The sequence below is a fragment of the Nonomuraea sp. NPDC049400 genome (genome assembly GCF_044466425.1).
GTDB lineage: Bacteria > Actinomycetota > Actinomycetes > Streptosporangiales > Streptosporangiaceae > Nonomuraea.
Map to the genome: position 1 here is coordinate 316547 of NZ_JBITMP010000002.1, position 13597 is coordinate 330143.

At 68.7% G+C, this 13597-nt stretch carries 12 protein-coding genes; 7 read left to right on the top strand and 5 right to left on the bottom strand.

Annotation, left to right across the window (positions count from 1 at the left end; translation table 11 throughout):
• The first annotated feature begins 261 nt into the window (after window positions 1-261).
• The 4 genes from ACIBVN_RS03305 to ACIBVN_RS03320 are packed head-to-tail and all read left to right on the top strand — an operon-like array spanning window position 262 to window position 5854.
• Entirely contained in the window at window positions 262-1245 is a 984-nt protein-coding gene (locus ACIBVN_RS03305; protein WP_397132143.1) for an ABC transporter permease, read from the top strand.
• A complete protein-coding gene (locus ACIBVN_RS03310; protein ID WP_397132145.1) occupies window positions 1246-2085 on the top strand; it encodes an ABC transporter permease in 840 nt (279 codons plus the stop codon). It begins immediately after the preceding gene.
• The gene (locus ACIBVN_RS03315) at window positions 2082-4151 is read left to right on the top strand and encodes a dipeptide ABC transporter ATP-binding protein (protein ID WP_397132147.1); all 2070 of its coding nucleotides are present in this window, start codon (window positions 2082-2084) and stop codon (window positions 4149-4151) included. Before ACIBVN_RS03310 ends, ACIBVN_RS03315 begins: the two co-directional genes overlap by 4 nt.
• A complete protein-coding gene (locus tag ACIBVN_RS03320) occupies window positions 4148-5854 on the top strand; it encodes an ABC transporter family substrate-binding protein (protein ID WP_397132149.1) in 1707 nt (568 codons plus the stop codon). The genes ACIBVN_RS03315 and ACIBVN_RS03320 overlap by 4 nt, the downstream gene beginning before the upstream one ends.
• A gap of 66 nt (window positions 5855-5920) precedes the next feature.
• Here the strand turns inward: ACIBVN_RS03320 and ACIBVN_RS03325 are convergent, their stop codons facing one another.
• On the bottom strand, window positions 5921-6343 hold the full coding sequence (locus ACIBVN_RS03325; protein ID WP_397132151.1) for a peptidase inhibitor family I36 protein: 423 nt from the start codon (window positions 6341-6343) through the stop codon (window positions 5921-5923).
• A 53-nt stretch (window positions 6344-6396) separates the two neighbouring features.
• Window positions 6397-7425, bottom strand: coding sequence for a polysaccharide lyase family 1 protein (locus ACIBVN_RS03330; protein WP_397132153.1), 1029 nt, complete (start codon window positions 7423-7425; stop codon window positions 6397-6399).
• Window positions 7426-7767: 342 nt separating this feature from the next.
• Between ACIBVN_RS03330 and ACIBVN_RS03335 the strand changes: the two genes are divergently transcribed.
• The gene (locus tag ACIBVN_RS03335; RefSeq protein WP_397132155.1) at window positions 7768-8826 is read left to right on the top strand and encodes a PQQ-dependent sugar dehydrogenase; all 1059 of its coding nucleotides are present in this window, start codon (window positions 7768-7770) and stop codon (window positions 8824-8826) included.
• An 88-nt stretch (window positions 8827-8914) separates the two neighbouring features.
• On the opposite strand, the gene ACIBVN_RS03340 is transcribed toward ACIBVN_RS03335, so the two are convergent.
• Window positions 8915-9436 (bottom strand): snapalysin family zinc-dependent metalloprotease, encoded by a 522-nt coding sequence (locus ACIBVN_RS03340; protein ID WP_397132157.1) that lies wholly within the window; start codon window positions 9434-9436, stop codon window positions 8915-8917.
• Window positions 9437-9598: 162 nt separating this feature from the next.
• Between ACIBVN_RS03340 and ACIBVN_RS03345 the strand changes: the two genes are divergently transcribed.
• Both ACIBVN_RS03345 and ACIBVN_RS03350 read left to right on the top strand, forming a co-directional pair.
• Window positions 9599-11461, top strand: coding sequence for an ABC transporter ATP-binding protein (locus ACIBVN_RS03345; RefSeq protein ID WP_397132159.1), 1863 nt, complete (start codon window positions 9599-9601; stop codon window positions 11459-11461).
• Between the two features lie 97 nt (window positions 11462-11558).
• Window positions 11559-12107, top strand: coding sequence for a hypothetical protein (locus tag ACIBVN_RS03350; RefSeq protein ID WP_397132161.1), 549 nt, complete (start codon window positions 11559-11561; stop codon window positions 12105-12107).
• Here ACIBVN_RS03350 and ACIBVN_RS03355 read toward each other — a convergent pair.
• Both ACIBVN_RS03355 and ACIBVN_RS03360 read right to left on the bottom strand, forming a co-directional pair.
• The gene (locus tag ACIBVN_RS03355) at window positions 12061-12777 is read right to left on the bottom strand and encodes a TetR/AcrR family transcriptional regulator (RefSeq protein ID WP_397132163.1); all 717 of its coding nucleotides are present in this window, start codon (window positions 12775-12777) and stop codon (window positions 12061-12063) included. The genes ACIBVN_RS03350 and ACIBVN_RS03355 overlap by 47 nt on opposite strands.
• A 24-nt stretch (window positions 12778-12801) precedes the next feature.
• Window positions 12802-13200, bottom strand: a complete 399-nt coding sequence (locus ACIBVN_RS03360) for an STAS domain-containing protein (protein ID WP_397132165.1) — start codon at window positions 13198-13200, stop codon at window positions 12802-12804.
• Window positions 13201-13597 lie beyond the last annotated feature (397 nt).

The window sequence follows — 13597 nt, forward strand, 5'->3', positions numbered from 1 at the left end:
GTCGTAAAAGATGTCGAAATGAGGGGTGTTTCCGCAGGTCAGAGCGGTTCTGGTAAGGCGGCCGACCAACCCTCGCCGGCTATTGTGAGTGACCTGACCGTTATGTCCACTGGTTTCTGTCTGTTACATTTTTGCTTATATTCTGCGCGTTGATCGCCATCTCGAGGTGCTTGGGGTTTTTGCAGCACGAGATGGGTTTTCGTTGCGGGGACACCTCTCCGGATGGAAGCACGTGTCCCCGGTCAGCGCGAACGGAGAGTAATGGGCAAGTACCTGCTTCGCAGGTTGGCTATAAATGTGATCTTGGTCGCCATAGCGGCAAGTCTCACGTACATGCTTGCCGCGACCACCATGAGCCCGCGGTCCGCGTACCAGGGCCGCCAACCTCCGGTCCCCGAGGCCGTCATCGACGCCACGCTCGACGCCTACAACCTGAACGACAAGACCCCTGTCCTGGTCCGTTACGGCACCTGGGCCAAGGGCGTGCTCACCGGGGACCTCGGCAAGACGTGGAACGGCGGCTCGGTGAACGATGAGATGGGCCGGCGCATCTTCGTCAGCCTCCGGCTGCTGATCATCGGCACGGTCGTCGGCTTCGTCGTCGGCGTGTTACTGGGCGCGGTCTCCGCGGTGAAGCAATACAGCTTCACCGACCGGGCGATCGGGGTCAGCTCTTTCGTGATCCTGGCGATCCCGGTGTTCCTGCTGGCCACGTTGCTCGCCATAGCCGCGATCAGCCTCAACAGAGGGCTGGGGTTCACCCTGATCGAGTACACCGGTGAGTACAACCCCCAGCTGTCGGGCTGGGACCAGTTCGTCAACCGGCTGAACCACCTGATCCTGCCGACCATCTCGCTCAGCCTCGGCGTGTCGGGAGCCGCCTTCTACAGCCGCATCCAGCGCAACATGATGCTCGACGTGCTCGGCCAGGACTTCGTCCGCACCGCGATCGCCAAGGGCCTGCGACGCAGGACCGCGCTCTACAAGCACGCGTTGCGCACCGCGCTGATCCCGGCGTCCACCTACTTCGCCTTCAACTTCGGCACGCTGCTCACCGGGGCCATCTTCACCGAGAAGATCTTCTCCTGGCACGGCATGGGCGCCTGGCTGATCGACTCGATCAACCAGAACGACGTCAACTCCGTCGCCGCGGTGACCTTGTTCTCCGCCGTTTGCGTGCTGTTCGCGGCCTTCCTGTCGGACGTGATGGTGGCGATCCTCGATCCTCGGGTGCGGGTGAGCTAAGTGCGTTCCAAAGTTGTCCTGCGGCGGCTGCTCCGCAACAAGCAGTTCCGCTATGGCGGCATCACCCTGATCCTGCTGGTGCTGCTGGCCTACGTCGGCCCTTTCCTCGGCCCGTACGACTGGACCGAGAAGGACTTCATGGCCTTCATGTCGCCACCCGGCGGCGACCACTGGTGGGGCACCACCTCCATCGGCGCCGACATGTACGCGGTCACGCTCCGCGGCATGCAGAAGTCCCTCGTCATCGGATTGCTGGTCGCCCTCATCGCCACCGGCCTCGCCGCCGTGGTGGGGGCGTTCGCCGGATATTTCGGCGGCTGGCTGGACAGGGTCCTCATGTGGGGCGTCGATCTCCTCCTCGTGCTCCCCAGCTTCCTGATCCTCGCGATCGTCTCGCCGCGGCTGAAAGGCGCCAGCTGGCTCTGGTTCGTGGCGCTGCTCGCCGCGTTCACCTGGATGATCACCTCCAGGGTGGTGCGGAGCATGACGGTCTCGCTGCGCGAGCGGGAGTACGTCCTGGCGGCCGTCTACATGGGCATCCCGCGCTGGAAGATCATCGCCCGCCACATCGTGCCGAACCTGTCCTCCCTGCTGATCATCGACGCGACGATCAACGTCAGCGGCGCGGTCATCGGCGAGGCGGCGCTGTCCTTCTTCGGCTTCGGCATCCAACCGCCGGACGTCTCCCTCGGCACGCTGATCGCCGAGGGCTCCCGCAACGCCACCGGCTACCCGTGGCTGTTCGCCTTCCCCGCCGGGTTGCTGCTGCTCCTGGTGCTGAGCATCAACCTGCTCGGCGACGGCCTGCGTGACGCACTCGACCCGGGGAGCAACTCGTGAGCATCTTGGAGGTCAGCGACCTCACCGTCACCTTCCCCGGCGGCGTCCAGGCCGTGCGCGGGGTGTCGTACGAGGTCGAGCGCGGCGAGGTGCTCGGCATCGTCGGCGAGTCCGGCTCGGGCAAGTCCGTCACCTCGCTGGCCATCATGGGCCTGCTGCCGAAGGGCGCCCAGGTCAGCGGCTCGGTCAAGCTGCACGGCCGCGAGCTGCTCGGCATGGACGAGGACGACCTGGTCAAGGTACGCGGCAAGGCCATCAGCATGATCTTCCAGGATCCGCTGTCGGCGTTCACGCCCGTCTACACCATCGGCGACCAGATCGCCGAGGCCGTGCGCGTGCACCAGAAGACGGGCAAGGACAAGGCCGCCAAGCGGGCCGTGGAACTGCTCGACCTGGTCGGCATCCCGAACGCGGGCCTGCGGGCCAAGGCGTTCCCGCACGAGTTCTCCGGCGGGATGCGCCAGCGCGCGATGATCGCCATGGCTATCGCCAACGACCCCGACCTGCTGATCTGCGACGAGCCGACCACCGCGCTCGACGTGACCATCCAGGCGCAGGTGCTGGAGGTGCTCAAGACCGCGCAGCGGGAGACCGGCGCCGGGATCGTGATGATCACCCATGATCTGGGCGTCATCGCGGGCATGGCCGACCGGGTGCTCGTGATGTACGCGGGCCGTCCGGTCGAGCAGGGCTCGGTGGACGACATCTACTACCGCCCGCGGATGCCGTACACCATGGGGCTGCTCGCCTCGATCCCCAGGATCGACGGCGAGGAGGGGCCGCTGGTGCCGATCGAGGGCAACCCGCCCTCGCCGTCGGCGCTGCCACCCGGGTGCCCGTTCGCGCCGCGCTGCCCGATGAAGGTGGACATGTGCGACGACGAGGAGCCGCCGCTGACGCCGTTCGGCGACGGTCGCCACGTGGCGTGCATCCGCTCGCACGAGATCGAGCACAAGGGGCTGACCGGCACCGATGTGTTCCCTGTGCCGGTCATCCCGCCGAGCGACGTGCTGCGCGTGCCGCGCGCCGAGCGCGCCACCGTGCTCGAGCTCGACGATCTGATCAGGCACTACCCGCTGATGAAGGGCGCGGTCTTCAAGCGCCGCGTCGGCACCGTGTACGCGGTCGACGGCATCAGCTTCGACGTCGCCGAGGGCGAGACGCTGGCCCTGGTGGGCGAGTCCGGCTGTGGCAAGACCACCACGCTGCAGCAGATCATGCAGCTGGTGCCGCCGCAGGGCGGGCGGGTCGTCGTGCTCGGCAAGGACAGCGCCAAGCTGGACAAAGCCATGCGCCGCTCGCTCCGCCGCGACCTGCAGATCGTCTTCCAGGACCCCATGGCCGCGCTCGACCCGCGCATGCCGATCGGCGACATCATCGCCGAGCCGCTGCGCGCGCACGGCAAGAAGGACGTGCGGGCCAGGGTGGCCGAGCTGCTGGAGCTGGTGGGGCTCTCGCCCGAGCACGCCGAGCGCTACCCGCAGCAGTTCTCCGGCGGGCAGCGCCAGCGCATCGGCATCGCCCGCGCGCTCGCGTTGGAGCCGAAACTGCTCGTGCTGGACGAGCCGGTCTCGGCGCTGGACGTCTCCATCCAGGCAGGCGTGATCAACCTGCTGGAGGAGCTGAAGAACAGCCTGGGACTGTCGTACCTGTTCGTGGCCCACGACCTGGCCGTGGTCAGGCATCTGGCCGACCGGGTGGCCGTGATGTACCTCGGCAAGATCGCCGAGATCGGCACGGTCGAGAACGTCTACGACCATCCAGCCCACCCCTACACGCAGGCGCTGTTGTCGGCGATCCCGCTGCCGGACCCCGAAATGGAGCGAACCCGGAAGCGGATCCTGCTCGAAGGCGACCTGCCCAGCCCGGCTGACCCGCCATCGGGTTGCCGGTTCCGTACGCGCTGCCCCAAGTTCGCCCGGCTCAGCGAGGCGGAGCGGCGGCGGTGTGTGGACGAAGAGCCCCGGGTGACGCGGCTCGCGAACGCCGTGGACCACGGCGCGGCCTGCCACTACGCGGAGGAGATCGAGGTCATCACGGCCTCGGACGATCAGGAGGAAATGTGAAGGTTCGTTACCGGGCAGCCGCGGGACTCGCGGTCCTGGCCATGGCCGTCGCGGCCTGCGGCGGTGGCGGCGGGAGCAAGCAGCCCAGCGCAGAGCAGTCCCAGCAGGCGCAGCAGCAGATGGCGGCGACCCCGGCCATCAGCATCAACCCGGTCGAATACGACAAGGTCAAGGACGGCGGCACCCTGACGCTGGCGATCGGCCAGTGGCCGAGCCAGTGGAACGGCAACCACGTGGACGGCAACCAGGCCGACACGGCGGACATGCTCGACCCGATCATGCCGCAGTTGATGGTGTCCGACGAGAAGGCCAACCTCGTCCCGAACCCGGACTTCGTGACCGACGTCAAGAACGAGATGTCGTCGGGCAAGCAGGTCGTGACCTTCACGCTCAACGACAAGGCCCAGTGGTCGGACGGCACGCCGATCACCTGGAAGGACCTCGAGGCCGCGTGGAAGATCAACAACGGTAAGGACAAGAAGTATAAGCCGGCCTCGTCGGACGGCTATGACAAGATCGAGTCGGTCGCCAAGGGAGACTCCGACAAGGTCGCCGTCGTCACCTTCAGCAAGCCGTACGGGGAGTGGCTGGACCTGTTCTCCCGGTCCCCGCACCTCTACCCCGCCGAGCACATGGTGGACCCGGAGAAGTACGAGAAGGACTACCTGCAGAAGATCCCCGTCACCGCGGGTCCCTTCAAGGTGGAGTCGATCAACGAGGGCACCAAGACGCTCACCCTCGTGCGTGACGACAAGTGGTGGGGCAAGAAGGCCAAGCTCGACAAGGTCATCTTCCGTACGATCGAGTCGCCCACCGCGGAGGTGAACGCCTTCGCCAACGGCGAGATCGACGCCGCGAACATCCCGTCGGGCAACCCGGCCGACCTCAAGCGGGCCAAGGCAGTCCCCAACGCGGACATCCGCAAGTCGCTCAGCCCGAACTGGCGGCACATCACCGTCAACAACCAGAGCGCGTTCCTGAAGGACAAGTCGGTCCGGCAGGCCATCGCCTACGGCATCAACCGTGAGGCGATCACGCAGGCCGACCTGAAGGACATGGACTGGCCGATCCAGACGCTCGGCAACCACGTCTTCATGAACAACCACAAGGCCTACGTCGACAACTCCGGCGACATCGGCAAGTACAACCCCGAGAAGGCCAAGCAGCTCCTCGACGCGGCCGGCTGGAAGCAGGAGGGCGAGGTCCGCAAGAAGGACGGCAAGGAGCTCAACCTGAGCTTCGTCATCCCGACGGACACGCCCACCGCGAAGACGGAGGGTGAGCTCACCCAGGCCATGCTCAAGGAGGTCGGGGTCAAGGTCACGATCCGCCCGGTCCCCCTGGAGAAGTTCTTCACCGACTACATCATCAAGGGCGACTTCGACCTGGTGCCGTTCACGTGGATCGGCGAGCCGCTGCCGGTCGGCAGCCTGGCGCAGATCTACAAGACCGGCTCGGAGAGCAACTTCCCCAAGAGCAACGACCCCGCCCTCGACCAGGCCATCGACGCCGCGGTGAGCGAGGCGGACCAGGCCAAGTCCTTCGAGAAGGCCAACGCCGCGGACAAGCTGATCTGGGACCTGGTGCACACCATCCCGCTGTACCAGCGGCCCGAGATCTGGGCGACGAAGAAGACGCTCGCCAACTTCGGCGCGCGCGGCTACAAGTTCTACGACTGGGCGTCGGTCGGCTTCACCGGCTGATCCTCGTCGCACAGGAACCCCCGGCCGGGGCTGACTCCGGCCGAGGGTTCCCCTTGTCCAAGGTGATCAGCCGTGCGAGTCGGCCTGGGCCTTTACGGTGACCCCCTCAGGGGGGAAGCACGACGGGCCGTTCGGGCCGTCGAAGCGGACGGAGTTGAAGAAGTCGCGGAACGGCGTGTAGAAGTTGCCCTTCCCGCCGGGGGTGGTCAGGGCCGAGCAGCCGCCGTAGTTGGCTTCCGAGTAGAGGTGGATGTACGAGCTCGTCCGGTTCCAGTCGGACTTGGCGCGGTCGGCCATGTTCAGGGCGGCGAGATCTGCGGTGTCGCTCTTGATCTGGACGATGTCGCCGGTGCCGTCGAGGCCGGAGAACAGGCAGTAGTAGCCGGCGGGGCAGCGGTCATAGCCGTCGGCCGCCTGGGCGGGCAGTGCCGTCAGCGCGAGAGCGGCGGCGGCGACCGGTAAAGCCAGCAGGTGAAGCTTCTTGCCCAAGACTCCTCCATAGGTGAAACTTTCCTTCTGGCAAGATACAGTGCGGGATCTTGTCAGGAAAGAGGGGCGACGAAGAGCTGGGTGGCGGCGGCCGCTGCCGCCATCGGGGCGATCTTGCCGTGGCCCGCGCCCGCCCGGACCGCCGACGGGACGCTCTGCGGCGGGTCGACCGTGTAGCCGTAGTAGGTCCGCGGCTCGACGACCGTTCCTGCGGTCTCCGGGGTGCCGGAGTTCACGAAGATGTTGTTGCGCTGGACGGCCCTGCCGGGGCCGCTGTCGCCGTACCCGCTGGCGGAGTAGAGCGGGTGTGGCACGTTCTCGAAGTAGTTGCCCTCGACCACGGCGCCCGCGTTCTGCGTGGAGGCCACCCCGTACAGCTCGTTGCCCAGGAAGTAGTTGTTGTAGACGTGCACCGGCTCCCCGAAACGGATGCGCGGGTGGCGCTGGCGGCTGTGGTCGAAGAAGTTGTGGTGGATGCTCACCTTGAGGTGTCCGACGTCCGTGCCCGAGGCGCCGTCGGAGTGGCTGATCAGCATGGACTTGTCGGAGTGGTCGAAGTGGTTCCACGAGACGGTGACGTAGTCGGCGCCCCTGACGATGTCCACCGAGCCGTCCACCGCGCCGGAGAACGTGTTGTGGTCGATCCAGATGTGGTGGGAGTTCTGCCCGATGTTGACGGCGTCGTCCTCGGCGTTCGTGAAGCGGAGGTTGCGCACGATCACGTTGTAGGACCGGTAGAAGTCCAGGCCCCCGCCGGTGATGTGCCCCGTGGCGCCGACGCCGACGATGGTCTTGTTGGGGCGCACCCCCTGCTTGCTGGTGATCGAGATCGTGCCCGAGACCTGGATGACCAGGGGCTCGAGGCTGTCGATGTACTCGAGGAACTGCTCGGCATTGGTCGCGGTGACGGTCCTGCCGCCGGCGCCGCCGGTGGTGCCGTTCTGGCCGAGGGCGTTGACGGCCGCGAACCCGGCCGGTCCGTCGGCGGCCTGCGCGGGCGCGCCGCCGGTTGACGGCACGGCCAGCGCGGCCGCCACGAGGACGGCCGCCCAGCCCGGGGCGCGTGATGAGGTGAAGGGCATGATGCTCTCCGTCTGTCAGGTGCCTCCATGGAATAGTCGGAAAGCGCTTTCCTTCGCGTATTATCGGCACTGCCTCACAGGCGGTAAAGCCGCGATGAAAGTTTCACGCCGGCCCCGTTCCGCCCGCGGGCGCGCCTGAAACTTTCACCCGGTTTCGCCCGGCGCAGGACGCGCCTCCGGGCGCGGGGGAGTGCGCCGCCACCTTGGACCCTGTCCGGGGCGAGCACGTCAGCCGACCGTTTCCGGGGGCCTCGTGGCGCCCTTGCCCGCGAAGACCGGCGGGCTACAGCTGAGGATGACGGGTACGTACAGAGATCTCGACAATCAGTCAAGGAGCTAGCCATGCGCGTACGCGCCGTGATCATGGTCCTCTTAGCCGCCGCGGGGCTCGTCCTGGTCGCGCCCTCCCCGGCCTCCGCCATCGGCGGCTTCGACTACTCCCGGGCGCAGGTGGCCGTGACGAACCTGCAGGTGCCGTGGGGGCTGGCGTTCCTGCCGGACGGCAGCGCGCTGGTCTCGGAGCGCAACACCGCCAGGATCCTGCGGGTGCGTCCCGGCCAGTCGCCCACGCAGGTGGCCACCGTCAACGGGGTGTCCGCCTCGGGGGAGGGCGGGCTGCTCGGCATCGCCGTCTCGCCGACGTACGCCCAGGACCAGTGGGTGTACGCGTACTTCAGCAGCAGCTCCGACAACCGGCTCGTGCGCCTGCGGCTGAGCGCCCCGCAGACCCAGACCGTCCTGCTCTCCGGCGTGCCACGCTCCTCCATCCACAACGGCGGGCGCATCGCGTTCGGCCCAGACGGCCTGCTGTACGTGGCCACCGGGGACGCGGCCAACACCGCCAACGCCCAGAACCTCAACACCCCTGCCGGGAAGATCCTGCGCATCAGGCCTGACGGCGGCATCCCGCCGGGCAACCCGTTCGGCAACTCGCGGGTCTACAGCTACGGGCACCGCAACGTGCAGGGACTGGCCTGGGACGCGCAGGGCAGGCTCTTCGCCGCCGAGTTGGGGCAGAACGCCAGGGACGAGGTCAACCTGATCGTGGCGGGCGGCAACTACGGCTGGCCCACCTGCGAGGGCGTCTGCGGCAATCCGTCGTTCCGCGATCCCGTCGTCACCTGGTCGACGGCCGAGGCGTCGCCGAGCGGGCTGGCGTACGCGAACAACACGCTCTTCGTCGCCGCGCTGCGCGGGACGCGGCTGTGGACGGTGCCCGTGACGAGCAGCGGCGGGGCGGGGACGCCGGTCGCCGAGCTCCGGGGCACGTACGGGCGGCTGCGCGCGGCGGCGGTCGGGCCCGACGGCTGGCTCTGGGTGACGACCAGCAACCGGGACGGCCGCGGCAGCCCGGTGTCCGCGGACGACCGCATCGTCCGCATCCCGCCCACCGGCTCCTGACGGTTCGCCGAAGGCGGCGGCGTCCGGGCGGACCGGACGCCGCCGCCCGGCCGGGTCGGCGGTCCGCGAGCAGCCGGTGCTTACCGGGTCAGCGGTCCACGAGAAGCTGGCCGAACTCCACCTGCGGCGTGCCTCCGGCGAAGTTGCGGTCGACCTCGGCCCGCTCGGCGGCGTTCGGGTTCGCATTGGCGCAGCTCACCGGCGCGCTCGAGCCCGACATCAGGTCGGCGCACAGCCCGGTGCGCCGGTCCGGGAGGCCCAGGATGTGGCCGATCTCGTGGGCGGCGATGCGGAGCCGGTTGTAGCCCTGGGCGGTGGCCTGCCTGCCCATCCAGATCGTGCCGCGGCCCAGGCTGGTGGGCAGCGCCCGCGGCCAGCCGTTGTCGGCGTACACCACGAAGTCGGCGGGTGTCCCCTGGACGAGCCGGACATTGGTGACACTCGAGTTCCAGATCTGGGCCGCCTGGTTCACCACGGTCACGAACTCCGCCGCCCTGCTGGGGTCGTACCTGACCACCCGGACCAGGGACGCGGCCTGTGCGGGCGCGGTGACCAGCAGGAACGTGAGGCTGAGTAAGAGGGAGAGCGTGAGACGAAGGGGTCTTGGCACGGGGCCTCCTCGGAGGAGTAGGGGGTGCCGCCACGGTATTCGCACCCTTCGCCCCGGGAGAGCTATCAGATTGCCCCTATCGCGGTGATATGACCCTCCGCGCTGGGCAGCCCCGTTTTATCGAGATGACAAACTGTCAGTGCCCGGCCGCATACTCAGAGCATGCCGGATGAGCCTCTCGAACTCGGCGAGATCGCCACCCCCAAATGGAACGCTCACAACGACAAGATGGCGGAGGTCGGCTTCCTGACCATCGCCAGGCGGCTCCCCTCACTCGTGTCCCAAGCGCTGCGCATGGCGTGGGGCGCGAGCCCGCGCGACACGCTCGCCACGATCAGTCTCAACCTCCTCGGCGGCGTCTTCACGGCCTTCGGCCTGCTGGCGACGACCGGCGTGCTCACCGCCCTCTTCAGCGAGGGCCCCACCCCCGACCGGGTGATGGCCGCGCTGCCCAGCCTCGTCCTCGTCGGCGGCGCGGCCGTGCTGCGCACGACCGTTCAGGCGGGCGCCGGCTGGGCGGAGTCGCGTCTCACCCCGCAGATCACCCGGTTGACCGAGGAGCGGCTGTACGGCCTGACCAGCCGGGTGGAGCTGGTGGCCTACGACGACCCCGAGTTCCACGACGCCCTGGAACGCGCCAGAGGCCGGGGCGTGGCCGTGGCCGACTGGGTGGTGTCCTCGGCCGTCGACGTGGTCACGGCGGCGGTCGGCATCGTGGCCGCGGCCGGGGTGCTCGGCGTGCTCCACCCGGTGCTGCTGCCGCTGCTGCTGCTCGCCGTCCTGCCTGACGCGTGGGCGGCGGTCCGCAGCGCGCGCATGCGTTACTCCACCATGTACGGCCTGATCCCGGCCCGCCGCCGCAAGTGGATCATCGCGGAGCTGCTGGCGGAGCGGGAGTCCGCGGCCGAGGTGCGCTCGTTCACGATGCGCGGGTTCCTGCTGCGCATGTACGACGCGGTGGCCAAGGCCGAGCAGGAGGTCATGCTCCGCCTGGCCCGCCGCGAGACCTTCGCCCGCCTGATCGGCGAGGCGCTGGGCGGCCTCGGCACCGCGCTGGTCTACGTCGCCCTGGGTGTGCTGCTGGCCCTGGCCGCCATCCCGCTGGCGGTGGCGGGCACGGCGGTCCTGGCCATCCGATCGGGCCAGAGCTCGCTCAGCAGCTTCCTGTACGCCACCAACCGTCTCTACGAGCAGGGCCTGTACTTCACCGACTTCCTGGAGTTCTGCGCCGACGCCGAACGCCGCCTGACCACCCCTCGCCCGGCCCCGGCTCCCGAGGGCTTCGACCGCATCGTCGCCTCCGACGTGACCTTCACCTACCCGGGAGCCGACGAGCCCGCCCTGCGAAACGTCTCCATCGAGATCAAACGCGGCGAGGTCATCGCCTTCGTCGGCGAGAACGGCTCCGGCAAGACCACCCTCTCCAAGATCCTCGCCGGTCTGTACGAGCCGGACTCCGGCACGGTCTGCTGGGACTCCACCGACCTGAGCCAGGTCGACCCCGAAGAGCACCGCCTGCGCACCGCCGTCATCGCCCAGGATCACACCCGCTGGCCGCTGACCGCCCGCTACAACATCACCATGGGCACCGACAAAGGCCCGGACGCCCTGGACGCGGCCGCCGCCGTGGCCGGCGCCGACGAGGTCATCGCAGGCCTCCCGCACCGCTACCGCACCCTGCTGGACCGCCGCTTCAAGGACGGCCACGAGCTGTCCGGCGGCCAATGGCAGCGCATCGCCGTGGCCCGCGGCTTCCACCGCGACGCCGACCTGCTCATCTGCGACGAACCCACCGCCGCTCTCGATGCCCGCGCCGAACACGCCCTCTTCGAACGCATCCGCCACCACTCCGACGGCCGCACCGTCCTGCTCATCACCCACCGCCTGGCCAGCGTCCGCTACGCCGACCGCATCTATGTCCTCGACCACGGCAAGGTCACCGAGCAGGGCGACCACGCCACCCTGATGTCCCTCGACGGCCTCTACGCCGAGCTCTACACCCTCCAGGCCGCCGCCTACCGCTGACCCGCCGCCGCTCGGGCTCAGACGCACTTGCACAATGTTCAAGTCCTCCTTAGGGTCGTACTTGAACATTGTGCAAGTGGCTACCTGAGAGGCCCCCATGCCGACCCCCGTCCTCGTCGCATCCACGCTGCAGTACGCGCTCGCCGCGACGTTCCTCGTCATCCCCGTCATCGTCCACACCCACGGAGAGCGGGCGCAGCGCGCGGCCGAGGCGGTCGTGACCCGGCGGGGACTGCCTGCCGGGGTGCTCGCCCAGCACCGGATCAAGTTCGCCGAGAGCGTCGTGGAGCTGTTGTTCCCGATCTCCATCGCCGCCGCCCTCGCCACGCTGGCCTCGCTCGGCCTGGCGGGAAGCGGGGTCGGCCGGATCCTGTCGTGGATCGCGGCGGCGCTCATGCTGACCGGCGGCGCGTTCGTCACCGCCAGCCAGGTCTTCGCCGCCCGCTACGTCGAAGCGGTGTTCAAGAAGTCCGGCGACCCCGCGGTGCGGGAGCTCGACGGGAGAGCGGTGGTGCGGGCGGCGCAGGAGGCGTTCCCCGCCGTGTTGCGCCCGCTGATCGTGTCCCGCTTCGTGCTCGCGACGGCGGGCTCGCTCGCCGTCATCGTCCTGTTGGCGACTCCGGCTGCGAGCGGTTATGTCCATTAGCCGCCAGCCGCGCCTCGAGACCGTCGAGGATGGCCCCCAGCCCGAACTCGAACGTGGCCTCGTCCGGCAGGGAAGGCGCCGCCTCGACCGACGGCGTGCTGCGGGCCCGCAACCGGGGATAGCGCTGGGCGATCTCGCCGATGCGCGCGATGGTCTCGCGCAGCTCCTGCTCCTCGTCGGCCCCCGCCCGGCGAAGGCGCGCCCGCCACGCCAGCTCGGCCGCCTCGCCCTGGGCGGCGCCGATCACGAACATGATCATGGTCGCCGCCGCCTGGTCCGCGTCCGGCCCGCTGAACCCGGCGGCCTCGTAGACGGCCAGGCACCGGTCGTCGTACCTGGCCTTGTTCGGGCCGTGGATGAGGTGGGTGCTCATGGCCGTGACCATCCAGAAGTGCCGGCCGAGCATGTCGTGCGCCCCGGAGGCGAGCGCGGCCGCGGCCGCCCGCCAGCCGACCTCGTCGAGGTCGGGCAGCTCGATCTCGTCCCAGACGTGGTCGGCCGCCAGCACGACCAGCTCGTCCTTGCTCTTGACGTGCCAGTACATCGCGGTGGCCGCCGCCCCCAGCTGGGCTCCCAGCCGCCGCATGTTGAGCCCGCCCACGCCCTCGGCGTCCAGCACCGCGACGGCGGCCCGGACGATCTGCTCCCGGGTAAGGGTGTCGCGCGGCATGAGCCCAAACTTTATCGCCAGACCTCACCCCGCGTCTTCGCCCCGGCTCGCGGGGCTGAGCGATTCGGTGGCCGGGCTGCTCAGCGCCGCGAGCACGGCCTGCTCCACCGTGGCGTGCACGTTCAGGACGGTGTGCGCCTGCGTGATCTCCATGATCCTCGCGAGCTTCGGATGGGGCGCGGCCAGGTGCAGGCTGCCGCTGTGCTGGCGGGCGAAGGCATGGGTGTTGAGCAGGACACGAAGGCCCGCGCTACCCATGAACTGAGCCTCGCTGAGATCGATCACCACGTGCTCGCCCGGCAGCCGCCGGCTGTGCCGGATGTAGCGATCGAGCTGTCCGGCGGTGGTGGTGTCGACCTCGCCGGCCACCGAGATCACACTCACGCCGGGCAACCTCTGGGTGACGAACGACAGATCCCGCATGCGATGCCCGCCGATCGGAATTCGGGAGACGGTGCACAGTTGTGGCTTGCCCGTATCGCACCATATCCGGGCGTCCGGCTTTCGCCTAGATACCGCCGCTTACTTCTTCCTGGACCGGCCGGGGCACGAATCGTATCGGCGAGCCCGCCACCGGGCGGGCACTCGCCCCCGTGGGAGCGCCCGCGACCGACGTCCTGCCGTTCGACCCGGGCTGACGTGCGGAGACGTCCTTTCTGTCCTGGATGAACGGGCGATTCAACGAACCCACACGAACCCTGCGAGACCGGCCCGAGTGAATGCGGGGGTTGGAAATATTCGGCACGCGACAACGGACGGGAATTCGAATGAGCTCGGCGCCGCGAATTTCGGTGTCGTTCTCGCCGAGTTTGACCGTCCT

Excerpts from the sequence above, each read along its gene's own strand:
- ACIBVN_RS03305 (WP_397132143.1), top strand. The coding sequence starts at position 262 with ATGGGCAAGTACCTGCTTCGCAGGTTGGCTATAAATGTGATCTTGGTC.
- ACIBVN_RS03330 (WP_397132153.1), bottom strand. The coding sequence starts at position 7,425 with ATGCCCTTCACCTCATCACGCGCCCCGGGCTGGGCGGCCGTCCTCGTG.
- ACIBVN_RS03335 (WP_397132155.1), top strand. The coding sequence starts at position 7,768 with ATGCGCGTACGCGCCGTGATCATGGTCCTCTTAGCCGCCGCGGGGCTC.
- ACIBVN_RS03345 (WP_397132159.1), top strand. The coding sequence starts at position 9,599 with ATGCCGGATGAGCCTCTCGAACTCGGCGAGATCGCCACCCCCAAATGG.
- ACIBVN_RS03350 (WP_397132161.1), top strand. The coding sequence starts at position 11,559 with ATGCCGACCCCCGTCCTCGTCGCATCCACGCTGCAGTACGCGCTCGCC.
- ACIBVN_RS03355 (WP_397132163.1), bottom strand. The coding sequence starts at position 12,777 with ATGCCGCGCGACACCCTTACCCGGGAGCAGATCGTCCGGGCCGCCGTC.
- ACIBVN_RS03360 (WP_397132165.1), bottom strand. The coding sequence starts at position 13,200 with ATGCGGGATCTGTCGTTCGTCACCCAGAGGTTGCCCGGCGTGAGTGTG.